The organism is Brachybacterium halotolerans subsp. kimchii (assembly GCF_020792675.1).
GTDB lineage: Bacteria > Actinomycetota > Actinomycetes > Actinomycetales > Dermabacteraceae > Brachybacterium > Brachybacterium halotolerans.
On sequence record NZ_CP086254.1, the window covers coordinates 218,647 to 243,947 of the forward strand.

Annotated in this window: 21 protein-coding genes; 16 read left to right on the forward strand and 5 right to left on the reverse strand. The window is 72.0% G+C overall.

The genetic code is table 11. The features are described 5' to 3' along the window. Positions 1-243 precede the first annotated feature (243 nt). From Bra3105_RS00975 to Bra3105_RS01010, 8 genes are all read left to right on the forward strand, one after another. Positions 244-2,001 carry an acetolactate synthase large subunit gene (locus Bra3105_RS00975; RefSeq protein ID WP_228358240.1) on the forward strand — a complete coding sequence of 586 codons (1,758 nt, stop codon included), beginning with the start codon at positions 244-246 and terminating at the stop codon, positions 1,999-2,001. Positions 2,002-2,004: 3 nt separating this feature from the next. Beyond that, a complete protein-coding gene (gene ilvN / locus Bra3105_RS00980; RefSeq protein WP_228358241.1) occupies positions 2,005-2,586 on the forward strand; it encodes an acetolactate synthase small subunit in 582 nt (193 codons plus the stop codon). Between the two features lie 120 nt (positions 2,587-2,706). Beyond that, the gene (gene ilvC, locus Bra3105_RS00985) at positions 2,707-3,738 is read left to right on the forward strand and encodes a ketol-acid reductoisomerase (protein WP_228358242.1); all 1,032 of its coding nucleotides are present in this window, start codon (positions 2,707-2,709) and stop codon (positions 3,736-3,738) included. Between the two features lie 190 nt (positions 3,739-3,928). Then, positions 3,929-5,536 carry a phosphoglycerate dehydrogenase gene (gene serA, locus Bra3105_RS00990; protein ID WP_228358243.1) on the forward strand — a complete coding sequence of 536 codons (1,608 nt, stop codon included), beginning with the start codon at positions 3,929-3,931 and terminating at the stop codon, positions 5,534-5,536. Between the two features lie 76 nt (positions 5,537-5,612). Next, on the forward strand, positions 5,613-6,683 hold the full coding sequence (locus Bra3105_RS00995; protein ID WP_228358244.1) for a 3-isopropylmalate dehydrogenase: 1,071 nt from the start codon (positions 5,613-5,615) through the stop codon (positions 6,681-6,683). 202 nt (positions 6,684-6,885) lie between these two features. After that, positions 6,886-7,977 (forward strand): branched-chain amino acid aminotransferase, encoded by a 1,092-nt coding sequence (locus Bra3105_RS01000; protein WP_228358245.1) that lies wholly within the window; start codon positions 6,886-6,888, stop codon positions 7,975-7,977. Positions 7,978-8,008: 31 nt separating this feature from the next. After that, the gene (locus Bra3105_RS01005) at positions 8,009-8,275 is read left to right on the forward strand and encodes an NAD-dependent epimerase/dehydratase family protein (protein WP_228358246.1); all 267 of its coding nucleotides are present in this window, start codon (positions 8,009-8,011) and stop codon (positions 8,273-8,275) included. Then, positions 8,254-8,808 carry a Rossmann-fold NAD(P)-binding domain-containing protein gene (locus Bra3105_RS01010; RefSeq protein WP_228358247.1) on the forward strand — a complete coding sequence of 185 codons (555 nt, stop codon included), beginning with the start codon at positions 8,254-8,256 and terminating at the stop codon, positions 8,806-8,808. The genes Bra3105_RS01005 and Bra3105_RS01010 overlap by 22 nt, the downstream gene beginning before the upstream one ends. A 25-nt stretch (positions 8,809-8,833) precedes the next feature. Here the strand turns inward: Bra3105_RS01010 and Bra3105_RS01015 are convergent, their stop codons facing one another. The 4 genes from Bra3105_RS01015 to Bra3105_RS01030 form a co-directional block, all read right to left on the reverse strand. After that, positions 8,834-10,561 (reverse strand): cation:proton antiporter family protein, encoded by a 1,728-nt coding sequence (locus tag Bra3105_RS01015; protein WP_228358248.1) that lies wholly within the window; start codon positions 10,559-10,561, stop codon positions 8,834-8,836. 54 nt (positions 10,562-10,615) lie between these two features. Then, positions 10,616-11,263: a hypothetical protein gene (locus tag Bra3105_RS01020; RefSeq protein WP_228358249.1), complete on the reverse strand. Its 648-nt coding sequence runs from the start codon at positions 11,261-11,263 to the stop codon at positions 10,616-10,618. Next, on the reverse strand, positions 11,260-12,366 hold the full coding sequence (locus Bra3105_RS01025) for a CPBP family intramembrane glutamic endopeptidase (RefSeq protein WP_228358250.1): 1,107 nt from the start codon (positions 12,364-12,366) through the stop codon (positions 11,260-11,262). The genes Bra3105_RS01020 and Bra3105_RS01025 overlap by 4 nt, the downstream gene beginning before the upstream one ends. Before the next feature lie 137 nt (positions 12,367-12,503). Next, positions 12,504-13,376 (reverse strand): GNAT family N-acetyltransferase, encoded by an 873-nt coding sequence (locus tag Bra3105_RS01030; protein ID WP_228358251.1) that lies wholly within the window; start codon positions 13,374-13,376, stop codon positions 12,504-12,506. A gap of 177 nt (positions 13,377-13,553) precedes the next feature. Between Bra3105_RS01030 and Bra3105_RS01035 the strand changes: the two genes are divergently transcribed. From Bra3105_RS01035 to Bra3105_RS01045, 3 genes are all read left to right on the forward strand, one after another. Beyond that, a complete protein-coding gene (locus Bra3105_RS01035) occupies positions 13,554-14,312 on the forward strand; it encodes a class I SAM-dependent methyltransferase (protein WP_228358252.1) in 759 nt (252 codons plus the stop codon). A gap of 262 nt (positions 14,313-14,574) precedes the next feature. Continuing rightward, complete coding sequence (locus tag Bra3105_RS18630) at positions 14,575-14,778, forward strand: YciI family protein (RefSeq protein WP_407650888.1); 204 nt, start codon at positions 14,575-14,577, stop codon at positions 14,776-14,778. Between the two features lie 31 nt (positions 14,779-14,809). Then, positions 14,810-15,412: a glycine cleavage system transcriptional repressor gene (locus tag Bra3105_RS01045; RefSeq protein WP_228358253.1), complete on the forward strand. Its 603-nt coding sequence runs from the start codon at positions 14,810-14,812 to the stop codon at positions 15,410-15,412. Positions 15,413-15,458: 46 nt separating this feature from the next. Here Bra3105_RS01045 and Bra3105_RS01050 read toward each other — a convergent pair whose 3' ends face one another. Further along, positions 15,459-15,707, reverse strand: a complete 249-nt coding sequence (locus Bra3105_RS01050) for a MoaD/ThiS family protein (RefSeq protein WP_228358254.1) — start codon at positions 15,705-15,707, stop codon at positions 15,459-15,461. Between the two features lie 76 nt (positions 15,708-15,783). Here Bra3105_RS01050 and Bra3105_RS01055 point away from each other — a divergent pair, with 76 nt between their 5' ends. The 5 genes from Bra3105_RS01055 to narJ all read left to right on the forward strand — a co-directional run bounded on the left by Bra3105_RS01055 (position 15,784) and on the right by narJ (position 25,299). Next, positions 15,784-17,169 carry a ThiF family adenylyltransferase gene (locus tag Bra3105_RS01055; protein WP_228358255.1) on the forward strand — a complete coding sequence of 462 codons (1,386 nt, stop codon included), beginning with the start codon at positions 15,784-15,786 and terminating at the stop codon, positions 17,167-17,169. A 402-nt stretch (positions 17,170-17,571) separates the two neighbouring features. Then, positions 17,572-18,807: an MFS transporter gene (locus Bra3105_RS01060; protein WP_228358256.1), complete on the forward strand. Its 1,236-nt coding sequence runs from the start codon at positions 17,572-17,574 to the stop codon at positions 18,805-18,807. 73 nt (positions 18,808-18,880) lie between these two features. Further along, positions 18,881-22,636, forward strand: coding sequence for a nitrate reductase subunit alpha (locus Bra3105_RS01065; protein WP_228358257.1), 3,756 nt, complete (start codon positions 18,881-18,883; stop codon positions 22,634-22,636). A gap of 30 nt (positions 22,637-22,666) precedes the next feature. After that, positions 22,667-24,319, forward strand: a complete 1,653-nt coding sequence (narH, locus tag Bra3105_RS01070; protein WP_228358258.1) for a nitrate reductase subunit beta — start codon at positions 22,667-22,669, stop codon at positions 24,317-24,319. Continuing rightward, positions 24,319-25,299 carry a nitrate reductase molybdenum cofactor assembly chaperone gene (narJ, locus tag Bra3105_RS01075; RefSeq protein ID WP_228358259.1) on the forward strand — a complete coding sequence of 327 codons (981 nt, stop codon included), beginning with the start codon at positions 24,319-24,321 and terminating at the stop codon, positions 25,297-25,299. Before narH ends, narJ begins: the two co-directional genes overlap by 1 nt. The last annotated feature ends 2 nt before the right edge of the window (positions 25,300-25,301 follow it).

Here is a 25,301-nt window from a genome sequence, read left to right on the forward strand (position 1 = left end):
GGACGGTTTGCCGCGCGGGTGTGGGGCGCACTACAGTCGCCAGCATGCAGACGATCATTCTCGTACTTCCAGAGCGCGGCTGACGCCACCGTTCGACGACGAGACGTCCCGCGCGCCCCTCGAGAGCCCCAGGCCGAGGGGCTTTTTGATGCCCACGCGGGGCCCAGTCCCCGCCATGGGTGGAGCGGGGGACATCGGCCGAGGATCTGCACAGCCCCATCCGCGAAGACCGAAGGAGTTCCGATGACAGGCACGAGAGTCACCGGCGCCGCATCACTGATCATGTCGCTCGAGCACGCGGGGGCCGACGTCGTCTTCGGCCTTCCCGGCGGGGCCATCCTGCCCACTTACGACCCGCTCATGGATGCGGAGACCCTGCAGCACGTCCTGGTGCGCCACGAGCAGGGCGCGGGGCACGCGGCCAGCGGCTACGCGCACGCGACCGGGAAGGTCGGCGTGTGCATGGCGACCTCCGGTCCCGGCGCCACGAACCTCATCACGGCGATCGCCGACGCTCAGATGGACTCGATCCCGATGGTCGCGATCACCGGTCAGGTCGGCTCGATGTTCATCGGCACCGACGCCTTCCAGGAGGCGGACATCGTCGGCATGACGATGCCCGTCACCAAGCACAACTTCCTGGTCAAGGACCCCGCGGAGATCCCCCGCGTCATCAAGCAGGCCTTCCACATCGCCTCGACGGGCCGGCCCGGCGTCGTGCTCGTGGACGTCACCAAGGACGCCCAGCAGGGCATCACCGACTTCGTGTGGCCCGAGGACGAGGAGCTGCCCGGGTACCGCCCCCACACCGAGCCCTCCACGCGCTCGGTGCGCGAGGCGGCCGAGCTCATCATGGCCAGCGAGCGCCCCGCGTTCCTCGTGGGCGGCGGCGTGATCCGCGCCGGCGCGAGCGATGCCGTGCGCGAGCTCGTGGACGTCACCGACGGCCCGATCACCACCACCCTCATGGGTCGCGGCGCGCTGCCGGACTCCCATCCCCATCACCTGGGGATGCCCGGCATGCACGGCAGCGTCGCGGCGGTCTCCGCCCTGCAGCGCGCCGATCTCATCATCGCCATCGGCGCCCGCTTCGACGATCGCGTCACCGGGCGGCTGGACTCCTTCGCCCCGCGCGCCAAGGTCGTGCACATCGACATCGACCCCGCGGAGATCGACAAGAACCGCCACGCCGACGTCTCGATCATCGCGGACGCGGGCGCCGCGGCCACAGCGCTGACGGGAGAGCTGCGCGAGCGCATCGAGCGCGAGGGCCACCCGGACCTGGACGCCTGGTGGCGCGTGCTCGACAACCTGCGCGAGACCTACCCGCTGGGCTGGACCGCGACCGACGACGGCTACACCGCGCCGCAGAAGGTGATCTCCCGGATCGGGGAGATCTCCGGGCCGGAGTCGATCTTCGTCTCCGGTGTGGGGCAGCACCAGATGTGGTCCAGCCAGTTCATCCACTACGAGCGCCCGAACTCCTGGATCAACTCCGGCGGCCTGGGCACCATGGGCTACTCGGTGCCCGCGGCGATGGGCGCGAAGGTCGGCGCGCCCGATCGCGTCGTGTGGGCGATCGACGGTGACGGCTGCTTCCAGATGACCAACCAGGAGCTCGCGACCTGCGTCATCAACGACATCCCGATCAAGGTCGCGATCATCAACAACAGCTCCCTGGGCATGGTGCGCCAGTGGCAGAACCTGTTCTACGACCGCCGCTACTCCCACACGGACCTGAACACGGGGCACGGCACGCGCCGCGTCCCGGACTTCGTGAAGCTCGCCGAGGCGTACGGGGCCGCGGGCCTGCGCTGCGAGCGGGACGAGGACATCGACGCGACCATCCAGCAGGCCATGGAGATCAACGACCGCCCCGTCGTCATCGACTTCACGGTCAGCGCGGACGCCATGGTGTGGCCGATGGTGCCCTCCGGCGTCTCCAACGACGAGATCCAGATCGCCCAGGGCATGAGCCCCGAGTGGGAGAGGGACATCTGAGCCATGGACACCACCACGAACGACCCCCGTCCCGACAGCACGCAGGGCAGCTCCCGCGCGGACGCCGCGGCGCTGCACGACACCCAGACCCTCTCGGTGCTGGTCGAGAACAAGCCGGGCGTGCTCACCCGCGTCTCGGCGCTGTTCGCGCGCCGCGGGTTCAACATCTCCTCCCTCGCCGTCGGCCCGACGGAGCACCCGGAGATCTCCCGGATCACCGTGGTCGTCGACGTCGCCGAGCAGCCGCTCGAGCAGATCGTGCGCCAGCTCGACAAGCTCGTGAACGTGCTGCGCATCGTGCACCTCGAGCCGCGCCGCACCGTGCAGCGCGAGCTGGTGCTCGTGAAGGTCGGGGCCGACAACGCGACCCGCACCTCGGTCCTCGAGATCGTGCAGATGTTCCGCGCGAAGGTCGTCAACGCCGGCGCGGAGGCCGTGACCATCGAGGCCACCGGCACCGAGGACAAGCTCGTCGCGCTGCTGGACATGCTCGAGCCCTTCGGGATCCGCGAGATCGTGAAGTCCGGCGCCGTCGCGATCAGCCGCGGGCCCGAGTCGCTCGTCGAGGAGTTCCTGCCCGACTGATCGTCCGGCCGGTCTCAGAATCCGAAGCCCACTTCTCAACACGTAAGACACGCCAGGCTGTCCCCGGACTACGATGAGAGCGTCGCCCGAACAGCCGACACACCAACGAAGGAGCACATTGTGGCCGAGATCTTCTACGACGACGACGCAGACCTGTCCATCATCCAGGGCAAGAAGGTCGCGATCGTCGGCTTCGGCTCCCAGGGGCACGCGCACGCCCTGAACCTCCGCGACAGCGGCGTCGAGGTCGTCATCGCCCTGCGTGACGGCTCGAGCTCGACCGAGAAGGCCCAGGAGCTCGGCTTCGAGGTCAAGAACGTGGCCGACGCGACCGCGTGGGCCGACGTCATCATGGTCCTCGCGCCCGACCAGACCCAGCGCTCCATCTACGCCGAGTCGATCGAGCCGAACCTGTCGGCGGGCAAGGCGCTCGCCTTCGCGCACGGCTTCAACATCCGCTACGACCTCATCAAGCCCCCGACCGATGTGGACGTCATCCTCATCGCCCCCAAGGCTCCCGGCCACACCGTGCGCCGCGAGTTCGAGGGCGGCCGCGGCATCCCGGACATCGTCGGCGTCGAGCAGGATGCGACCGGCCAGGCCTGGGACCTCGCGCTCAGCTACGCCAAGGGCATCGGCGGCACCCGCGCGGGCGTCATCAAGACCTCCTTCACCGAGGAGACCGAGACCGACCTGTTCGGCGAGCAGTCCGTCCTCTGCGGCGGCGTGAGCCACCTGGTCCAGGCGGGCTTCGAGACGCTCACCGAGGCCGGCTACCAGCCGGAGATCGCCTACTTCGAGGTGCTCCACGAGCTCAAGCTGATTGTCGACCTCATGAACGAGGGCGGCATCACCAAGCAGCGCTGGTCCTGCTCGGACACCGCCGAGTACGGCGACTACGTCTCCGGCCCCCGCGTGGTCACCTCCGAGACCAAGCAGGCCATGAAGGACGTCCTCTCCGACATCCAGGACGGCGCCTTCGCCAAGCGCTTCATCGACGACCAGGACAAGGGCGCGCCCGAGTTCAAGCAGCTGCGCGAGAAGGAGGCCGCCCACCCGATCGAGAAGGTCGGCAAGGAGCTGCGCGGCATGTTCTCCTGGAACAACGACCAGCTGGACTCCGACTACGTCGAGGGCAGCGCGGCGCGCTGATCCCCGCTGATCGGCTGATCCACGACGGCGGGCTCTCCCTGAGGGGAGGGCCCGCCGTTCGCGTGCCCGCCGGCCCCGTCTCACCCGATGAACCTCCCGCCCGCATGGCGGACAGCGGTCTAGGCTGTCCCTGTACCCGTCGCTCTCGAGGATGCGTGCGACGACCGCCATCCGCACCGGAGGAGATTCCGTGACGCGTCCCGTCGTGCTCATCGCAGAGGAGCTGTCGCCCGCGACCCTCGAGGTCCTGGGGTCCGACGTCGAGATCCAGACCGTGGACGGCACCGACCGTCCCTCGCTGCTGTCGGCCGTCAAGGACGCCGACGCGATCCTGGTGCGCTCGGCCACCCAGGTGGACGCCGAGGTGTTCGCCGCCGCCGACCATCTCAAGGTCGTCGCCCGTGCGGGCGTGGGGCTGGACAACGTGGACGTGCCCGCCGCGACCGCCGCCGGCGTCATGGTGATCAACGCCCCCACCTCGAACATCGTCTCCGCCGCCGAGCTCGCGATCACCCTGATCCTCGCCTCGCTGCGCAACCTCGGCCGTGCCGACGCCTCCGTGAAGGCCGGCAAGTGGGAGCGCAAGCAGCTCACCGGCGTCGAGCTCCTCGAGAAGACCGTCGGCATCGTCGGCTTCGGGCGCATCGGCCAGCTCGTCGCCGAGCGCCTGCGCCCCTTCGGCGTGAACCTGCTCGCCTACGACCCGTACATCAACCACGCGCGCGCGGCCGACCTCGGCGCCCGCGTCGTCGAGCTCGACGAGCTCATGCGCACGGCGGACGTCGTCACCGTGCACATGCCGCGCACCCCGGAGACCGTCGGCCTCATCGGCGCCGAGCAGTTCGCGATCGCCAAGCCGAACCTCCACGTCGTCAACGCCGCCCGCGGCGGCCTCATCGACGAGGAGGCGCTCTTCGACGCCCTGAGCACCGGCAGGATCGCCGGCGCCGGCCTCGACGTCTACTCGAGCGAGCCCCCGGCCTCGTCCGAGACCGCCGCGAAGCTGCTCGGCCTCCCGAACATCACCCTCACCCCGCACCTGGGAGCCTCCACCGCCGAGGCCCAGGAGAAGGCCGGCGTCGCCGTCGCCCGCTCCGTGCGCCTGGCGCTGGCCGGCGAGCTCGTGCCCGACGCCGTGAACGTCGCCGGCGGCGCGATCGACGACCTCGTGCGGCCCGGCATCGCCCTCGCCGACCGCCTGGGCCAGCTGTTCACCGCGATCGCCGCCGAGGGGCCCGAGCTGCTCGAGGTCGTGGTGCGCGGGGAGATCGCCACCCGCGACGTCACCGCACTCAAGCTCTCCGCCCTGCGCGGCGTGTTCCGCCAGGTCGTCACCGAGCAGGTCAGCTACGTCAACGCGCCGGTCCTCGCCGAGGAGCGCGGCATCCGCGTGGACCTCGTGACCAGCGAGGACTCCGAGCGCTTCCGCAACGTGGTGCAGATCCGCGGCACCCTGCGCGACGGCCGCGTGGTCTCCGTCTCCGGCACCCTCTCGGGCACCGAGCAGTCGCAGAAGCTCACCGAGGTCGACGGGCTCGAGCTCGACGTCCAGCTCAGCGACCACCTCCTGCTCATCACCTATCAGGACCGCCCGGGGCTCGTGGGCGCCTACGGCGCGCTCCTCGGCGACGCCGACGTGAACATCGCCGGCATGCAGGTCTCCCGCCGCGGCGAGGAGCGCGGGGGAGAGGTCCTCGTGGTCCTCAACCTCGACCAGAGCGTCGACCAGGACCTCGCCGACCGCATCGGCGAGGCCGTCGGCGCGAGCGCCTCGCTCGCGGTCGACATCACCTACTGAACCCACCCGGCGAGGCGTCGCGCGCCGACGCCCCGCCGGCACCACCGCAGATCCGACGAAGGAGAACGCAGGAGCCATGAGCAGCACGAAGAGCATCCGACTCGCCGTCATCGAGGGCGACGGGATCGGCCACGAGGTCGTCCCCGAGGGTCTCAAGGTGCTGCGCGCCGCCCTCGCGCCCGAGGGCGTCGAGGTCGAGACCACCGACTTCGACCTCGGCGCGGGCCGCTGGCACCGCACCGGTGAGACCCTCACCGACGAGGACATGGAGCAGCTCGCCCAGCACGACGCGATCCTGCTGGGAGCCGTCGGCGATCCCGACATCCCCTCCGGGATCCTCGAGCGCGGGATGCTGCTGAAGCTCCGCTTCGGCTTCGACCACTTCGCGAACCTGCGCCCCACGCGCCTCGCCCCCGGCGTCACCTCGCCGCTCGCCGACCCCGGCGACGTCGACTTCGTCGTGGTGCGCGAGGGCACCGAGGGCCCCTACGTGGGCAACGGCGGCACCATGCGCGAGGGCACGGACCTCGAGGTCGCCACCGAGGTCTCGCTGAACACCGCCGTGGGCGTCGAGCGCGTGGTCCGCTTCGCCTTCGACCAGGCCGAGGCGCGCCGCCAGAAGCTCACCCTCGTCCACAAGCACAACGTGCTCGTGAACGCCGGGCACCTGTGGCGCCGGATCGTCGAGAAGGTCGGCGCCGAGCACCCCGATGTCGCCGTCGACTACCTGCACGTGGACGCCGCGACCATCTTCCTGGTCACCGACCCCGCGCGCTTCGACGTGATCGTCACCGACAACCTCTTCGGCGACATCCTCACCGACCTCGCCGGCGCGATCAGCGGCGGCATCGGGCTCGCCGCGAGCGGCAACATCAACCCCACGGGCGCCTTCCCCTCGATGTTCGAGCCCGTGCACGGCTCCGCGCCGGACATCGCCGGCCAGCAGAAGGCCGACCCCACGGCGACGGTGCTCTCCGTCGCCCTCCTGCTCGAGCAGCAGGGATTCGCCGACGCCGCCGCCCTCGTGCGCGCAGCCGTCGACGAGGACCTCTCCCGCCGCGCCGAGCTCGGCGCGCGCACGACCACGCAGATCGGCGACGCCCTGGTCGCAGGCGTATCCGGCGACGCGGCCGTACGCGAGGGCTGACGAGGGCACCCGCCCCCGTCGGCCCGCCCCGCCGGGCGCATCGGCACCACGGGCCCGTCGGCAGCATCGGTGTCGTCGGCCAGCCGGCCGTCGACCCGTCGCCCGCCGGCCGCATCCCTGTCGCCGGCGCATCGCCCGCACCCGCGCCGCATCGCCCCCGCCCCGCCGTATCCTGCACACGTCGCCCCGAAGGAGTCCTTCCATGTCCCATCTCGAGTTCCCGCTCACCGAGACCACCCGCAGCCAGTCCGCCGAGGACCGCGCGACGGTCCTCGCCAAGCCCGGCTTCGGCGAGCACTTCACCGACTTCATGACCCACGCGCGCTGGACGGCCGAGGACGGCTGGACCGGCGGCGAGGTCGTGCCCTTCGGCCCGCTCACGCTGAGCCCGGCCGCGGCCGTCTTCCACTACGCCCAGGAGATCTTCGAGGGCCTCAAGGCGTTTCGTCACGCCGACGGCTCCGTGTGGACCTTCCGTCCCGAGAAGAACGCCGAGCGCATGCAGCGCTCCGCCCGCCGCCTCGCCCTGCCCGAGCTGCCCACCGAGGACTTCCTCGCGTCGCTCACGGCCCAGGTCTCGGCCGACGAGCCATGGGTGCCCGCCGCCGGCGGCGAGGACTCGCTGTACATCCGGCCGTTCATGTTCGCCTCCGAGGCGTTCCTGGGCGTGCGCGCCGCCCAGCAGGTCGACTACTACGTGATCACCTCGCCGGCCGGCGCCTACTTCCCGCGCGGCGTGCAGCCGCTCGTGGTCTGGGTCTCCGACAACTACGCCCGCGCCGGCGCCGGCGGCACCGGCGCGGCCAAGTGCGGCGGCAACTACGCCTCCTCGCTTCTGGGCAAGAACGAGGCCGCCGAGCACGGCGCCGACGAGGTCCTGTTCCTGGACTCCGAGACCCACACGACCATCGACGAGCTCTCCGGCATGAACGTCATGGCGATCACGAACGACGGGCGCATCCTCACCCCCGAGCTCACCGGCTCCATCCTCGAGGGCGTCACCCGCGACTCGATCCTGCAGCTGGCCCGCGACCGCGGCCTCGAGCCCGGCGAGCAGAAGATGAGCATGGACTGGGTGACGGAGAAGATCACCAGCGGCGAGATCGTCGAGATGTTCGCGTGCGGCACTGCAGCGGTCATCAACCCGATCGGCGAGTTCCGCTCGCAGAAGGGTTCGTGGACCGTCGGCGACGGCGGCTCCGGCGAGATCACGCTGGCCCTGCGCGAGGAGCTCACCGGCATCCAGACGGGCACCGTCGAGGACCGCCACGGCTGGCTCTACCGCCTCGCCTGAGGCGCGTGCGGAGCGGAGGCAGAGGGACGAGATGAAGGTCCTGGTCACCGGCGGCACCGGGTTCATCGGCGCCGCGGTGGTGCGCGAGCTGCGGGAGGCCGGGCACCATGTGCTCGGCCTCGCCCGCTCGCAGCGCTCGGCCGACGCCCTCGAGGCCGCCGGCGCGGAGCCGGTGCGAGGGTCCCTCGAGGATCCCGACGCGCTGCGCTCGAGGCGATCGCGGACGCGTTCTCGGGCAGTGCGCGCCCTCTGGTCGCGGCGGGCGGCTTCGCCCCCGTGCGGCCCGTCGGCCCGCTGATCACGGAGGAGGACCGCGCCTCGGACCGGGCGGGCCTGCTGGGGCGCAACGTCGAGCGGACGCTCATGCGCCTCGCCGCGGAGGGTGCGCACACGTCGGTGGTGCGCCTGCCGTGCGTGCACGGGGAGGGGGACCGCTTCACGCTGCCCCGCCTCATCGCCCTCGCCCGTCGGCACGAGCGCTCGGCCTTCGCAGGGGACGGGTCGAATCGGATCCCCGCCGTGCACCACGCCGATGCCGCGCGCGTCTTCGTCGGCGCCGTCGAGCGGGCCGTCCCCGGAGCGCGCTACGACGCGGTCGCCGAGGAGGGCGTGCCCTTCCGGGCGATCGCCGAGGCCATCGGCGCCGGGCTCGGCGTGCCGACCGAGAGCACGCGAGGCCTCGCCACCCTGCGCGCCTTCGGGACGTTCACCCCGTACGCGACCTCGGACCGCCCCGCGTCGAGCGCTCTCACCCGGGAGCAGCTGGGCTGGGAGCCGACGGGACCGGGCGTGCTCGAGGACTTGCAGCGGGCGGAGTACTTCGAGGGCTGACTGGTCCCTCACCGGCTCGCCATGGTCACATCGTCTGCTCGGGGGACGGGCCCGGGAGCCGGCCCGGCGGGATATCGGCCGAGCGTCCCGGCCGAGCATCCGACGACGAGCCGGGCGGGACGTCGGGCGACGTATCCGGTGGGATGTCCGGGGGAGGCATCGGGCGGGTCCACTCCTCGCGGGCCTCGGCCGCGCGATCGGCGAGGGTCTCGCCGGCGCCCGCGTAGAGGTGGACCACGGTGGACAGGCCCGCCCGCTCGAACTCGTCGACGTCCTCCGCGTACTTCGCGATCGCGGCGATCACGCGGCCCGGGCGCTCGCCGCCCACCAGGCGCAGCTCGTCGAGCGCCCCGAGGTTCGCGGTCTGCGTGGGCATCGCGAGGACCACCACGACCACGCCGGCGTCCTCGCGCACGCGCAACCAGAAGTCGCGGTCGGTCGCATCGCCCTCGACGACCCGGAAGCCCTGGGACCGCAGGGTGCTCACGAGCGCCGCGTCGTGCTCGACGCCCAGCACCCGGTAGCCGTGCACGTCGCGCAGCTGCAGGTAGGCCATCCGGCCCACGCGGCCCATGCCGAGCACCACGGCCTCGGCGTCGGCCAGATCGATGGGGCGGTCGTCGCGATGCAGACGATGGGGCGCCCGCTTGGGCAGGCGCATCGCGAGGCGCGACCCGAGCGTGGTCGCCAGCGGGTTGCTCAGCGAGGAGAGCACGAACCCACCGGTCACGGCGATCACCAGGGCGTTCAGCCAGTCGGTCGAGAGCCAGCCCGCGTCCACGCCCACCGCCGCCAGGATCAGCGCGAACTCCGAGTAGTTCGCCAGCAGCAGCGAGGCGAGCACGCTGGTGCGGTTGCGCAGGCCCAGCCACCACAGCAGCAGCCAGTACATCGCCGCCTGCACGGGCAGCAGGAGCAGCAGGGACAGCCCGTCGATCACGTCGCGCAGCGTCGGCACGCCCTCGTAGCCGATCTCCACGAAGAAGCAGACCAGCAGCAGCTCCTTGAGCGTGAACATGGTGCGGGCCAGCTTGTCTGCGCCGGTGTGCTTGGACAGGACCACGCCCATCAGCAGCGAGCCCAGCCCGCCCGAGAGGCCCAGGTACTCGAAGAGCGCATACCCGGGCACGAGCGCCATCGCGAGCCCGAACAGGGCGCCCAGGTCGCCGTCGCCCAGACGGTGCCAGCGGCGGGTGATGACCATGAGCACGGGCACGATCACGAGCAGGCCGAGCGACCAGGGACTCGGCGCGCTGCCCGTGGAGACCGCGATGAGCACCACCGCGAAGACGTCCTGCATGATCAGCACGCCGATGCAGATGCGCCCGTACAGCGACTGCTCGTCGTCGCGGTCGGCGAGCACCTTCAGCACCATGATCGTCGAGGAGAACGAGAGCACGAGGGCGAGCTCGAGCAGCTTGTGGAGGGGCTCCGGGCCGACGAGGCCGACGAGCCCGAGCACCGAGAGGAACACGGCCCCGATCACCGTCATCGCGAGCATGTGCGCGCCCGCGGTCAGCCAGACCTCCACGCGCAGCAGCACGCGCAGGTCCAGGTGCAGACCGATCGCGAACAGCATGAGCGCGACGCCGAGGTCCGCGAGCATCGGCAGGCCGATGATCTCGGGGACGCCCAGGGCGTTGAGCAGGAACCCGGCGCCCAGGTAGCCGATGAGCGGGGGCAGCCGCAGCAGGCGCGCCAGCAGGCCGAGTCCGAAGACCACGACCAGGTACGTCACCAGCAGCTCACCCATGCCTCCATCCTCTCGTACGAGAGGGCCGGGCAGGGGGCCAACGGACGACGGATCTCAGGGGCTCTGGAGGCTGCCGGGTGTGCTCGGCTCGGCGACGTCGTAGTGCAGCCCGAGCAGCCGACCCTCGGCGGTGAGGCTCACGCGCACGATCGCGTCGGCCCGCTCACGATGCTCCCGTGCGCTGACCAGCGTGACCTGAGCGATCACGCGGGCCTCGGGGGCCTCGCGGGAGAGGCACGCGCCGAAGATCGGCTCCACGCCGGCGAGCACCGGGGCGGCGCCGTCCTCGCCGAGCGCGGCGCGCATGCGGGGGCTCGCGATGGCATCGAGGAGTGCGGCGTCGCCAGTTGCGGCGTGCTCCATCACCTCGACGGCGCGCGCGACCAGGGCGGGGTCGGGCGTCGCCGCCTCGGCGAGGACCCGCTGCGGCGGGGCGGAGAAGCGCTTCTGCGCGGCCTGGCGCGTGATCCCCAGGACGCTCCCGATCTGCGCCCACGAGGTGCCCTGGTCCCGAGCGGCGGCGACGAAGCGGTGCAGGGTGCGGTCGGCCGAGGCGACCAGATGCGCGGCGGCGGCGAGCGGCTCCTCGCCGGCCGTGCCCGCGCTCTCCAGGGCGCTCGTGCACAGGGATGCGGAGAAGCGCAGCTCCTCCAGGAGCTGCGCGTCCGCGTCGGCCGGTCGGCCCGGTCCCTCGATGCTCACCCGTCGATCCTGCCGGATCGCGGGGAGGGCGGTGCCGGGATCTCCGCATCCTGGCCCGGAGCAGCAGCGGAGGAGGGCAGTCCGCGCACGATCGGTCGCCGGGCCCGCCACGGCACGATGACGGCGGCCGCGATGAGCAGCAGCACGACCCCGATGATCCCGGCCTGCGTGTCGATCAGCGGGTTCAGGGCGGCGCCGGTGGCCAGGGTGCTGACCACCCCGATGAGCGTCGAGCCCAGGGAGTTGACCGCCGAGTGCGCCCACGCCGAGGGGAGGGGGCTGCCGCCCGCGCGGTCCGCGAGGCCGCAGAACAGCAGCGACATGGCGATGCACGGGAGGATGAAGAACGGGATCGCGATCCAGCGCGCGACACCGGGGTAGTTATAGCCGATCACCATCACCGGGGTGTGCCAGAGCGCCCAGATCACGCCCATCACGAGGGCGGCGCGCACCCGTCCGAGCGGCCACAGGGCGGGCCACAGCCAGCCCCGCCAGCCGATCTCCTCGCCGAGCGTCGCGAGGACCGTGATCACGAGGCCGAACGCCAGGTTGAACGCCATGGCCAGGACGAAGGCGACCGGCGGGATCTCGGTCCCCGTGAGGTCGGAGATCTGCCGGGTGCCGATGCCGAGCCAGGTGCGCCCGGTGAGGTCGCCCGGGACGCCCCGCAGCACCATCAGGACGGCGCCCGCGAGGACGACCGCGGCGATCACGACCACGCCGAGCACGGACCAGACGATGATCCCGCGCCAGCGACCGCGGAAGCGCAGCCCCACGCGGGTGCGCCAGTTCGTGCGCTCCACGCCCTTGGCCATGATGATCGAGGCGAGCGCGGGCGCCCACATGCCCACCGCGATCACGAGGGTGAACAGCGGATTCGCGATGCCGCCCGGCAGGAACCAGAAGGGCGCGGCGAACACGGCGAAGATCGCGTAGGCGAGGACCACGAACAGGCCCACCCGCTTCCACGGCACGCGGTCGAAGACGACGGGCGGGACGATCGGGGGCGCCGGGCGGGCCGAACGCGGGGCTGTGGCCGGGGCTGACGCCGACGGCGCTGCGGGTGCGGGATCGGGGGCTGGGTGCTCGGCTGCGGTGCTCATGCCTCCGAGACTCCGCCCCGCCCGACGGGGTGTCAACGTTTCGTGGACACCTCTGGCGGATGGTCGGCGAGGTCGCGACCAAAGGCGGAGGGCGGGGCGTCGGAGGTCGCAGGTGCGGTGCGCGCAGGCGGCGGTGATCAGCTCGCTCGCGTCGGCGCCGACGTCGGCAACGGCGTCAGCTCACGCACGCGCCAGACGGTGCCCCGAGCGGGATCGCCCGACGGGTGCTGCTCCACGCGGTCCTCGGCGAACCCCTCGCGTGCGTAGAACGCCGCAGCCCGGGTGTTGCCCGCGAAGTGCTCCGTGAGCAGCCGGGGCGCTCCTGCCGGGAGCTGGGCGATGGTGGCCTCGATCAGCCGCGGCCCCAGGCCGCAGCCGCGCGCCTCGGAGGAGAGGTAGAGCTTATAGAGCACGTGGTCCTCGCCGAAGCGGCCCCGCTCGGCGACGCCCACGATCTCGCCGGCGCGCACGGCGAGGACATGGCGTCCCTCCTCGACGGACTGCGCGATGGCCGCGCGCGTCCACCAGGTGTCGACCTGGCCCTGCGCCGCGTCCGCGCCGATGATCGGCCCGTAGTGCGCGGGGAGCACCTCGGCCCCGAAGTCGCGGATCGCCGGGACGTCATCCGGTGCGGCGAGACGGATCTCGACCGGTTCGATGGGGCGGGAGAGGTCGAGGATGACGCCGGGCAGCGCCGGGACGGAGATCCATGCCGAGCGCTCCCCGAAGTCCATGTCCTGCGGAGGGCGCACGCTGCGCGCTCCCCGGCGCACCGCGGAGGCGTGAGCGGCGTCCACGTCATCGGCCGCGAGGTGCAGGACGATCCCGGACGAGGCCGCCTCGCCGTCCCCTGGGACGTTCAGCCAGAGCGGGATGCCGGAAGGCGGCGTGAGGGAAGCGAACGCCCCGACGTCGGACTCGATCTCCCAGTCGAGGATCGCGTGGAGCGCGGCCGCCGCCGCGGAGGGATCGGCGACCAGCAGGGTCAGGGCGCGGATGCGATCGGGCACGGTGCTCTCCTCGGTGTCTCCTCAGCGGGGCTCCTCCACGGGCCCGCTCGATCGGATGCTAGCAAACTAAGCTCAGACGGGCAGAGACGGGCAGAGACGGGCAGGCACGGGCGGGGACGGGCGGTCACGGGACGCACACCCATGGCGCGTGCATCCCATCGGGCCTAACGTTGCGCCATGACCGCATCCTTCGAGGAGCTGCTGCGCATCGGCGCGGAGGCGGACGTCAGCGGCTGGGACTTCTCCTGGCTCGACGGCCGCGCCACCGAGGAGCGCCCGCCGTGGGGGTACGCGCGTCTGCTCGGCGAGCGTCTCGCGGGGGCGACGGCCTCGCTCGACATCCTGACCGGCGGGGGAGAGGTCCTCGCCGAGGCGCCGCGCTTCCCCGCCCTCGCCGTCGCCACCGAGTCCTGGCCGCCGAACCTCGCGCGCGCCACCGAGCTGCTGCATCCGCGCGGGGTCGCCGTGGTCGCCGACCCCGATGAGCCGCCCCTGCCCTTCGCCGACTCGGCCTTCGACCTCGTGACCAGCCGCCACCCGGCGACGATCCACTGGGAGGAGATCGCCCGCGTGCTGCGGCCGGGCGGCACCTACCTCGCCCAGCACGTCGGCCCCGCGAGCGCCTTCGAGCTCATCGAGTTCTTCCTCGGCCCGCTGCCCGAGCAGAGGCTGGGCCGAGATCCCGAGCGGGAGGCGCGGCAGGCCCGCGCTGCCGGACTCGAGATCGTCGACCTGCGCACCGCCAGGCTGCGCATCGAGATCTTCGACGTCGCCGCCGTGGTCTACCTGCTGCGCAAGGTGATCTGGTGGGTCCCCGGCTTCACCGTCGAGGCGCATCGCGACCGCCTGCGCGACCTGCACGAGCAGATCCGCTCGGAGGGCCCCTTCATCGCCCACTCGAGCCGCCACCTCATCGAGGCCCGTCGGCCCGGGTGAGGCTCCAGCCGGCCCGCGGAAGGCACGAGCCGACCCGCGCAGGCACGCATCGATCCCATCGCACGAGGAGACCCGCCATGACCAAGTACCTGCTGCTCAAGCACTACCGCGGCGCCCCGAAGGGCGTGAACGACCATCCCATGGACACCTGGACCCCGCAGGAGGTCGAGGCGCACGTCGCGTACATGGACGACTTCGCCGACCGTCTGCGCGCCACCGGCGAGTTCGTCACCAGCTTCGCCCTCGCCGACGAAGGCCTCTGGTGCGCTACGGCGGCGAGGGGCAGCCGCCGCTCACCGACGCCCTCGGCGAGTCCAAGGACCTCATCGCCGGCGGGATGGTGCTCGACGTCGCGAGCCGCGAGCGGGCGCTCGAGCTCGCGGCGGAGCTCTCCGCGGAGCCCGGCAAGGGCGGCGACCCGATCCACGAGTGGCTCGAGGTGCGGCCCTTCCTGGGCGACGAGTGAGCCACGAGCGGCGTCGTCTAGGCTCGCTCCCATGACGCAACTCGTGCTGACCGCGATCGGTGAGGATCGCGAAGGACTGGTCTCCGCCCTGGCCCGCGTGGTCGAGACACAGGGAGGCAACTGGCTGGACAGCCAGTTCGCCCGCCTCGCCGGCACCTTCGCCGGCATCGTCCTCGTGGAGATCGACGAGTCCCGCGCGACCTCCCTCGAGGCGGCCGTCGCCGATCTCCTGTCCGAGGTGGGCTGGAGCATCGAGGTCACCCGCGCCCCCGAGCACGAGGCGGCCGACGCAGCGGGCGCGGCGGGCGGCGGTGCCGCGGCCGGCGCGGCCGGGAGCGTCGCGGCATCGGCGCTGCGCGTGCACCTGCTGGGGCAGGACCGCTCGGGTATGGTCCACCAGGTCAGCCGCGCGCTCGCCGAGCAGGGCGTGAGCATCGAGTCCTTCCGCTCCTGGACGCTCGACGCGCCCGAGGGCGGAGGAGTGCTCTTCGAGGCCGAGGCGCTCGTGCGGCTGCCGGCGACGGGAATCGGCGGTGCCGACGCCGACGTGGTGCGCCGCGTGCTCGAGCCCATCGCGAACGACCTCATGGTGGACCTGGACCTCGAGGACGCCGCGCCGGCGACCGGCGCCTGAGCGGCACCGGCGGAGCGCCGCCCCATCAGCCCCCGGCGGCGACCTGTCAGCCGCCGGCGAAGGGCGGCAGCACGTCCACGCGGTCGCCCGCGATCGCACCGTCGTCCCGGCGCACCACGCCGTCCACGAGGAACGATCCCGTGGCCAGCACGCGGCGCATCGGGTCGCCGTAGCGCTCGATGAGCTGGGAGCGCAGGGTTCCCAGGTCGGCATCGGGACCCGGCTCCCAGGTCTCCTGCTCGGTGCCGGCGGCGTCGGCCGCGGCGGCGAAGAAGCGGACGGTGATCGCGGACATGCCCCCAGTCTATGAGCCCCGGACCAGGGCCCTCCGTCCCGCCGTCGCGCGCCCTCCCGCGCCTACGATGGCAGCCATGGACACCTCCGACGCCGCCCCCGCGACCTCCCGCGCTGCGTCCGGGGAGAGGGGCCCGGCCGACGGGGCCCAGGGCCCGGCCGACGGGGCCCAGGGCCCGGCCGCAGCGACCCCGGTGCCGCTCGTCGCCCCCGGTGCGCCGCTGAGCCCGGAGCAGTCCGAGAGGGCCCGCCGCCAGCTCGCCCTGCCCGGCTTCGACGAGACCGCCCAGCGACGCCTCGCCGCCGCGCGCGTGCTCGTGATCGGCGCCGGGGGACTGGGGACCGCGAGCGTCCCCTACCTCGTGGGGGCGGGCGTCGGCACGATCGGCATCGTCGACGACGACGTCGTGGACCTCGTGAACCTGCACCGGCAGGTCGCCCATCGCACGGCCGACGTCGGCCGCGCCAAGACGTCCTCGCTGGCCGACGCCGCCCGCGCCCTCGACCCCGCGGTGCGGGTCCACGAGCACCGGCTGCGCCTGACCGCGGCCAACGCGCTCGACGTCCTCTCCGGCTACGACCTGGTGCTGGACGGCAGCGACAACTACCCCACGCGCTACCTCGTGAACGATGCCGCGCAGCTCGCCGGCATCCCGCTCGTCTGGGGCGCGATCCTGCAGCACCACGGGCAGGTCTCCGTCGCCTGGCACGAGCAGGGGCCCGGCTACCGCGACCTCTTCCCCGCGCCGCCCGCCCCCGAGGACGTCGTCAGCTGCACCACGGGCGGTGTCCTCCCCGGTCTGTGCGGCACGGTCGGTTCGCTCATGGCGACCGAGGCGCTCAAGCTCATCTGCGGGATCGGCCGCCCGCTCATAGGCCGCGTCCTCGTCTACGACGCGCTCGCCGCCCGCACCCGCGAGATCCCCTTCGCCCGCGACCCGCAGGCGCAGCCGGTCACCAGTCTGGTCGACTACGAGCTGTTCTGCGCCGGGCCCGACGCCCCGCCCTCGATCGGGGCCGACGAGCTCGCCGCGCTGCTGCGGGCGGCCCGAGGGGCGAGCGCCGAGGCAGGAGCAGGGGCCGACGCACGATCAGAGGCCGACGCACGAGCAGGGGCCGACGCAAGAGCGGAGGCCGATGGCCGCGCGCCGTGGATCCTGGACGTGCGCGATCCCAAGGAGGCCGCGCGGCTGCGCATCCCGGGCGCCCACCTGCTGCCGCTCGCCGAGCTCGAGGCCCGCGCCGAGGACGCGGCGGGGACCGACCTCCTGGCCGGCGCCGCGCCCGCGCCGGGGGAGCGGGGACCGCTCGTGGTCCACTGCGAGCGCGACCCGCGCTCCGTGCGCGCGGCGCGGCTCCTCGCCGCCCACGGGGGCGACGACGTCCGCTACCTGCGCGGCGGCATCCAGGAGCTCGATCGCGTCGCCCCCGATCTGCTGACGGAGGGCGAGCAGGCCCGCTGACGCCGGGCCCGCTGACGCCGGGCCCCTGAGATCGGGCCCGCTGATCCCCGAGCGTCGCGGCAGAACTCTTCCGCGGGCGCACCCCGAGTCTCGGAGGATCCCTTCCGCGGGCGCTCGCAGAGGGGTATCTTCGGACGAAAGGCGTCGACGGATCGGGACAAAGGGCCCTTCTTTACGCGACAGTGCTGTTGCGCAATTCCATTCACCCTCGTCGCGCGGGATTCCGCATCGCCGCGATTCCGGAGAGCCAGAATCCGACGCATTCGAGGAACCGCAGGACGGGGCCATCGTCCCTTTCTCAGGTCATCACCTCGTGTACTCTGAATCTCAACGGGGCGGAAACACTGCGACCCGCCCCGGGATCCCGATTCCCAGCAGCCAGAGCGAGAGTGGAGCGCCCTGATGCCGACCGCCCCGACCCCACGATCCGCCCCGTCCTCGAGCACGGCCGCCGATGCCATACCGCGCGGAGCCGCACGCGCACTTCTGCTCGCGACCCTCGGCTTCGGCCTGAACTTCTGGGCCTGGGCCCTGCTCAGCCCCCTCGGTCCCGTCGTCGTCGAGCGCGGCATCGCCGAGGACGCCTCCCTCGTCGTCGCGATCCCCGTCCTCGTCGGATCGCTCGGCCGGATCCCCATCGGCGCCCTCACGGACCGCTTCGGCGGGAGGGTCCTGTTCCCTCTCGCGAGCCTCGTGACCGTCATCCCCGTGCTGTTCCTGGGCCTGGGAGGGCAGAACTCGCTCACGGGCCTCCTGGTCGGAGGATTCTTCCTCGGCATCGGCGGGACCACGTTCGCGATCGGCGTCCCCTATGTGAATTCCTGGTTCCCTCCCGCCAAGAGAGGAATGGCCACGGGAATCTACGGCGTGGGCATGGGCGGAACCGCCATCAGCGCGTTCACGACCCTTCCCCTCACCCAGAGCCTCGGCCCGAGCACACCGTTCGTCCTCACCGCGATCTGCCTCGTCATCTATGCGGTCATCGCCTTCTTCCTGCTGCCCACGTCCCCTCACTGGACCAGCGCGCGCAGCAGCGTGATCGGCCGCACCCTCGCGGTCATGCGCCTGAAGGTCACCTGGCAGAGCTGCTACCTCTACGCGCTGTCCTTCGGCGGCTTCGTCGCGTTCTCGGTGTTCCTGCCGACGATGCTCAAGAACTGGTACGACCTGGAGACGTCCGACGCCTCGTTCCGCACGGCGGGCTTCGTGGTCGTCGCCGTGCTCCTGCGGCCGCTCGGAGGCGTCCTCTCCGACCGGATCGGGGCCGCCCGGGCCCTGCTCGGCTCCTACATCGCCGTCGCGCTCGCCGCCCTCGTGCTCATCGCCCAGCCCGCCCTCATGCCACTGGGCACCCTCGCCTTCATCGTCATGGCGGCCGGGCTCGGACTGGGCTCAGGTGCGGTCTTCGCGCTGGTCGCCCAGACCACCGACGCCTCGCAGGTCGGCTCGGTCACCGGGTTCGTCGGCGCGGCGGGCGGCCTCGGCGGATTCGTCCCGCCGCTCGTCATGGCCGCCGTGCACGCGAGCACCGGCACCTACGCGCCCGGCGTCGCGCTGCTGCTCCTGGCCACGCTCGGAGCCGTGCTCGTGACCATCGCCGTCTCCCGCGGCAGGCGCCGGAGCGCGGCGTCGGCATGAGATCCGCACCCGAGCCCCGACCCGTCGGCCGCACCCCTGCACCTTCCACCCACCCCACGAGGAGCTGCTCCGCATGACCATCCACGAGACCTCCGACCGCCGTGGTCCCGACGACGCCCCGGCCTCCCCGGGCGTGGACTCGCCCCTGTTCGACTCCCTGATCGGCGCGCGCCGCATGTTCGAGCGCCGCACCACGATCTCCGAGGACAACCGCGAGATCCATCGGGTGGGCGGGCGCAGCGGCGACTCCTTCTACCGCGAGCGCTGGAGCCACGACAAGGTGGTGCGCTCGACCCACGGCGTGAACTGCACGGGCTCGTGCTCGTGGAAGGTCTACGTCAAGGACGGCGTCATCACCTGGGAGTCCCAGGAGACCGACTACCCCTCGGCCGGCCCGGACAAGCCCGAGTACGAGCCGCGCGGCTGCCCCCGCGGCGCCTCGTTCTCCTGGTACACTTACTCGCCCACGCGCGTGCGCTTCCCGTACGTGCGCGGCGCCCTGCTGAGCATGTACCGCGAGGAGAAGGCGAAGGCGCCCGGCCACGACCCGGTCGAGGCCTGGAAGGCGATCGTCTCGGACCCCGAGAAGGCCGCGAGGTACAAGTCCGCGCGGGGCCGCGGGGGACTGGTGCGCGCCTCCTGGGACGAGGCGATCGAGATGGTCGCCGCCGCCTACGTGCACACCGTGAAGGAGTACGGGCCCGACCGCACCGCCGGGTTCTCGCCGATCCCCGCCATGAGCCAGGTGTCCTTCTCCTCCGGCGCCCGCTTCCACCAGCTCATCGGCGGCGCCATGCTCTCCTTCTACGACTGGTACGCGGACCTGCCGCCCGCCTCCCCGCAGGTGTGGGGCGACCAGACCGACGTCCCCGAGTCCGGCGACTGGTGGGACGCCGCGTACCTCATCATGTGGGGCTCGAACGTGCCCCTGACCCGTACGCCCGACGCCCACTGGATGACCGAGGCCCGCTACCGCGGGCAGAAGGTCATCTCCATCGCGCCGGACTACGCCGAGAGCGTCAAGTTCGCCGACGAGTGGCTGGCCCCGCACCCCGGGACCGATGCCGCGCTCGCCATGGCGATGGGCCACACCATCCTGCGCGAGTTCTTCGTCGAGCAGCAGGTGCCCTACTTCGAGTCCTACACGCGCCAGTTCACGGACCTGCCCTTCCTCGTCGAGCTCGACGAGCGCGAGGACGGCGCGCTCGTGCCGGGGAAGTTCGTGGTCGCGAGCGACCTCGGCCCGGAGCTCGTCGAGGAGGCCGGTACCGAGCACGCGGACTTCAAGCCCCTCATGTTCGACGCCGCGACGCAGCGGCCCGTCGTCCCGCAGGGCACGCTCGGCCACCGCTACGCGGCCGACGGCGAGGGCCGCTGGAACCTCGAGCTCGGCGACATCGACCCGGCGCTGAGCCTCATGGACCACCGCGAGGAGGTGGTCGAGGTGCTCGTGCCGCGCTTCGACACCGCGGGCCAGGGCGGGCGCGGGGACATGCCGCGCGGCGTCCCCGTGCGCCGCATCGGCGATCGCACGGTCACCACGGTCTTCGACCTGCTGCTCGCGCAGTACGGCGTGGGTCGCGAGGGGCTGCCCGGCCGGTGGGCGCGCGGCCTCGACGACGCCGACGCCCTCTACACCCCGGCCTGGCAGGAGGAGATCACGGGCGTGCCCGGCCAGGCCGCGGCCCGCATCGCCCGCGAGTTCGCGCAGAACGCGATCGACTCCAAGGGTCGCTCGATGATCATCATGGGCGCCGGCACCAACCACTGGTTCCACTCGGACACCATCTACCGGGCGTTCCTGACCCTCACCAACCTGTGCGGCACGCAGGGCGTGAACGGCGGCGGCTGGGCCCACTACGTGGGCCAGGAGAAGGTGCGGCCCATCACCGGCTGGCTGCACCTGGCCAACGCCCTGGACTGGTCCCGCCCGCCGCGGCAGATGACCCAGACGACCTACTGGTACATGCACACCGACCAGTGGCGCTACGACCGCTTCGGCGCCGACACCCTCGCCGCCACCACCGGCGCCGGGCGCTTCGCGGGCACCACCACGGCCGACGCCGTGGCGCTCTCCCAGCGCCTGGGCTGGCAGCCCTTCTTCCCGCAGTTCGACATGTCCTCCCTGGACGTCGCCGACCGCGCGGCCGAGGCGGGCGAGGAGACGATCCCGTGGCTCGTGGACCGCCTGAAGGACGGCAGCGTGCGCTTCGCCGCCGAGGACCCCGACGCCCCGGAGAACTTCCCGCGCATCTGGTCCATCTGGCGGGCCAACACCCTGGGCTCCTCCGCCAAGGGCGACCAGTACTTCTTCCGCCACCTGCTGGGCACCACGAGCGACGTCACCGGCGAGGAGACGCCGCCCGCCTTCCGCCCCCGCGACGTGCAGTGGCGCGAGGAGGCGCCGACGGGGAAGGTGGACCTGGTCCTCACCCTCGACTTCCGGATGACCAGCCACACCCTGCACTCCGACGTGCTGCTGCCCGCGGCCACCTGGTACGAGAAGCACGACCTCTCGACCACGGACATGCACCCGTTCATCCACTCCTTCAACCCCGCTATCTCCAGCCCCTGGGAGTCCCGCACCGACTGGGAGACCTGGTCGGCGATCGCCGAGAAGTTCTCCGAGATGGCGCGCACTCACCTGGGCACGCGCACCGACGTGGTCGCCTTCCCGCTGCAGCACGACACGCCCGGCGAGCTCGCGACCCCGCACGGCCGGGTGCGCGACTGGAAGCGCGGCGAGTGCGAGGCGGTCCCCGGGCTGACCCTGCCGACCCTGAAGGAGGTGGAGCGGGACTATACGCAGATCCACGCGAAGTTCACCTCCGTCGGCCCTCTCCTGGACTCCCTCGGGATGACCACCAAGGGCGTCACCTACGACGTGCGCGAGTACGTCGAGGAGCTCGGACGGCTCAACGGCGTGCACCGCGAGGGCCCCGCCGCCGGGCGCCCGAGGATGGAGACCGATCTGCAGGCCTGCGAGTTCATCCTGGGCCTGTCCGGCACCACAAACGGGCAGATGGCCACCGAGGGCTTCAAGACCCTCGAGAAGCGCACCGGCACCCGCCTGCACGACCTCGCCGCCGAGAACGAGGGCAAGCGCATCCACTTCGCCGACACCAAGGCCGCGCCCGTCCCCGTGATCACCTCCCCGGAATGGTCGGGCTCGGAGACCGGAGGGCGCCGCTACAGCCCCTTCACCATCAACGTCGAGCGCAGGAAGCCCTGGCACACCCTCACCGGGCGCCAGCACTTCTACATCGACCACGACTGGATGCTCGAGATGGGAGAGGCGATGCCCGTCTTCCGCCCGCCGCTGGACATGACCGCCCTGTTCGGCGAGCAGCCGCTGGGCAGCAGCGACGGCGCCTCGATCTCCGTGCGCTACCTGACCCCGCACAACAAGTGGGCGATCCACTCGATGTACCAGGAGAACTTCTTCATGATGAACCTCTCCCGGGGCGGCCAGAACATCTGGATGAGCGTGGAGGACGCCGAGGCCGCCGGCATCACCGACAACGACTGGGTCGAGGCCGTCAACCGCAACGGCGTGCTCGCCTGCCGGGCCGTCGTCAGCCATCGCATCCCCCGCGGCACCGCGTTCATGCACCACGGGCAGGAGCGCACCGTGAACGTCCCGCTCACTGAGCGCGACGGCACCCGCGGCGGCATCACGAACTCGCTGACCAGGATCATGCTCAAGCCCTCCCACCTCATCGGCGGGTACGGCCAGCTCTCCTACGGCTTCAACTACTACGGCCCCACGGGCAACCAGCGCGACGAGGTCACCGTGATCCGCAAGCGCACAGCCCCCGTGGAGTACTGAGCACCCGAGGCGAGAGGAGGAGGACGAACAATGCGCGTCATGGCCCAGATGTCGATGGTGATGAACCTCGACAAGTGCATCGGCTGCCACACCTGCTCGGTCACCTGCAAGCAGGCGTGGACCAACCGCTCCGGGACCGAGTACATCTGGTTCAACAACGTCGAGACCCGGCCCGGCCAGGGATACCCCCGCACCTATGAGGACCAGGAGACCTGGAAGGGCGGCTGGGAGCTCGGGCGCAGCGGACGGATCCGCCTGAAGGCCGGCGGCAGGGTGAAGAAGCTCCTGCAGCTGTTCTCCAACCCGCGCCTGCCCGGCATCGAGGACTACTACGAGCCCTGGACCTACGAGTACTCCAACCTGCTCAACGCCCCCGCGCAGCAGAAGACCATCCCCACCGCACCCCCGAAGTCGCTCATCACCGGTGAGCGCACGGACATCCGGTGGTCGGGCAACTGGGACGACGACCTCGGCGGCACCTACCTGCACAAGGACAAGGACCCGATGCTCAAGGGCATCGAGGACAAGGTGCAGTTCGACTTCGAGCAGACCTTCATGTTCTACCTGCCGCGCATCTGCGAGCACTGCCTGAACCCCAGCTGCGTCGCCTCCTGCCCCTCGGGCGCGATCTACAAGCGCGAGGAGGACGGCATCGTCCTGGTGGACCAGGACGGCTGCCGCGGCTGGCGCATGTGCATCACCGGCTGCCCGTACAAGAAGATCTACTTCAACCACCGCACCGGCAAGGCCGAGAAGTGCACCTTCTGCTACCCGCGCATCGAGCAGGGCGAGCCGACGGTGTGCGCCGAGACCTGCGTGGGCCGCCTGCGCTACATCGGCCTGGTCCTCTACGACGCCGACCGCGTCACCGCGGCCGCCTCCACCCCGGATGAGAAGGATCTGTACGCCGCCCAGCGCGACCTGATCCTCGACCCCTCCGACCCGGAGGTGATCGAGGGGGCCCGGCGCGCGGGCATCCCGCACGACTGGCTGCTGGCCGCCCAGACGTCGCCGACGTACCGGCTCATCAAGGACTACGAGATCGCGCTCCCGCTGCATCCCGAGTACCGCACGATGCCGATGGTCTGGTACATCCCGCCGCTGTCCCCGGTGATCGACGTCGTCAAGGACACCGGCTACGACGCGGAGGACGCCGACAATCTCTTCGCCGCGATCGACGCCCTGCGCATCCCCGTGGAGTACCTCGCGAACCTCTTCACCGCGGGCGACGTGCCGACCGTCGAGCGGGTGCTCTACCGGATGGCCGCGATGCGCGCGTACATGCGGGACATCAACCTGGGCGGCGAGCCCCGCGAGGGCATCGCCAACGCCGTCGCCATGACCGGCCAGGAGATGCAGGACATGTACCGCCTGCTCGCGATCGCGAAGTACTCCGACCGGTACGTGATCCCCGTGGGCCACCACGAGAGCGCCCACGACCTCGAGGGCATCAGCACCGACTGCCCGCTGAACTCGCCCGGCGGCCCCGGCATGGGCATGTCCCTTCCCGAGGACGACCTGGGACTCGCCGGCCCCGGCTACGGGGCGAAGCGACGGATGGGGGCCGACGGGGCGGGCGGCCCGGTCCCGCCGCCGGAGGGCGTGAGCGTCAACCTGCTGAACTGGAACGGCAGGGGACGGCCCGAGGGCATGTTCCCGCGCTCCGCGACGGGAGGTGCCTGATGGGCGCGCTCGCACGGCTGCTGGAGCGGACCGGTCTGATCGGCGGGGACAGGGCGGAGGAGCGAGCGGCCGGGCCGGGAGCCCCGTCGGCTCCGTCGGGCCCGTCAGCTCCGTCGGCCCCTGCCGCACCGGGGACCGACCCGTCGGCCCCCTCCGAGCCGCCGCATGCCGGCACGTCGGCTCGCTCGCGCGCGGCATCCGGAGCTCCCGACGGTCGCCGGTCCCTCGCGTCCCGGGACCTGCTGCACGCCGCCGGTCTGCCGACGGAAGCCCTGCGCGGCTGCTGGATCGCCGTGTCCTGGCTGCTGAGCTACCCGGACGCATCGCTGCGAGCCCGCCTGCCCGAGGTGCGGGCGCTCGCCGGGACACTGCCGGACGCGCTGCGCTCGCCGCTGCTCGAGACCCTCGACGCGCTCGCGGACGAGGACCCGATGGGCATCGAGAGCCGGTACGTCGACACCTTCGACACGCGGCGCCGCGGCTGCCTGCACCTGACCTACTTCAGCCAGGGCGACACCCGGCGGCGCGGCATGGCCCTGGTGCGCATCAAGCAGGACTTCCGTGCCGCAGGCGTCGAGGTCACGGCCGAGGAGCTGCCCGACCATCTGCCGCTCGTCCTCGAGTTCGCCGCCGCGCACGACGCCGAGCGGGGAGCGAAGATCCTGCGCGCGAACCGCCCCGGCGTGGAGCTGCTGCGCCTGCACCTCGAGGACATCGGCTCCCCGTGGCACGGAGCGTTGCGCGCCCTGTGCGCGACCCTGCCCCCGCTGGACGCCGACGACCGCCAGGCCGTGCTGCGGCTCGCGGAGGAGGGCCCCGAGGAGGAGACCGTCGGCCTGGACGGCGACCTCGGCGGCTACGGGATCGACGGCGCGGCCGCCGATCTCGCGGGCCAGACCCGCGCCGCCTCATCGTGCGGGGACGGAGCCGCCGCCCCCGGGCCCGTGCCCATCGAGCTGCTGAGAGGACGACCGTCATGAGG

Coding starts and splice junctions, on each gene's coding strand:
- Bra3105_RS00975 (WP_228358240.1), top strand. CDS start 244: ATGACAGGCACGAGAGTCACCGGCGCCGCATCACTGATCATGTCGCTC.
- ilvN (WP_228358241.1), top strand. CDS start 2,005: ATGGACACCACCACGAACGACCCCCGTCCCGACAGCACGCAGGGCAGC.
- Bra3105_RS00995 (WP_228358244.1), top strand. CDS start 5,613: ATGAGCAGCACGAAGAGCATCCGACTCGCCGTCATCGAGGGCGACGGG.
- Bra3105_RS01000 (WP_228358245.1), top strand. CDS start 6,886: ATGTCCCATCTCGAGTTCCCGCTCACCGAGACCACCCGCAGCCAGTCC.
- Bra3105_RS01005 (WP_228358246.1), top strand. CDS start 8,009: ATGAAGGTCCTGGTCACCGGCGGCACCGGGTTCATCGGCGCCGCGGTG.
- Bra3105_RS01015 (WP_228358248.1), bottom strand. CDS start 10,561: ATGGGTGAGCTGCTGGTGACGTACCTGGTCGTGGTCTTCGGACTCGGC.
- Bra3105_RS01025 (WP_228358250.1), bottom strand. CDS start 12,366: ATGAGCACCGCAGCCGAGCACCCAGCCCCCGATCCCGCACCCGCAGCG.
- Bra3105_RS01035 (WP_228358252.1), top strand. CDS start 13,554: ATGACCGCATCCTTCGAGGAGCTGCTGCGCATCGGCGCGGAGGCGGAC.
- Bra3105_RS01045 (WP_228358253.1), top strand. CDS start 14,810: ATGACGCAACTCGTGCTGACCGCGATCGGTGAGGATCGCGAAGGACTG.
- Bra3105_RS01050 (WP_228358254.1), bottom strand. CDS start 15,707: ATGTCCGCGATCACCGTCCGCTTCTTCGCCGCCGCGGCCGACGCCGCC.
- Bra3105_RS01055 (WP_228358255.1), top strand. CDS start 15,784: ATGGACACCTCCGACGCCGCCCCCGCGACCTCCCGCGCTGCGTCCGGG.
- Bra3105_RS01060 (WP_228358256.1), top strand. CDS start 17,572: ATGCCGACCGCCCCGACCCCACGATCCGCCCCGTCCTCGAGCACGGCC.
- Bra3105_RS01065 (WP_228358257.1), top strand. CDS start 18,881: ATGACCATCCACGAGACCTCCGACCGCCGTGGTCCCGACGACGCCCCG.
- narH (WP_228358258.1), top strand. CDS start 22,667: ATGCGCGTCATGGCCCAGATGTCGATGGTGATGAACCTCGACAAGTGC.
- narJ (WP_228358259.1), top strand. CDS start 24,319: ATGGGCGCGCTCGCACGGCTGCTGGAGCGGACCGGTCTGATCGGCGGG.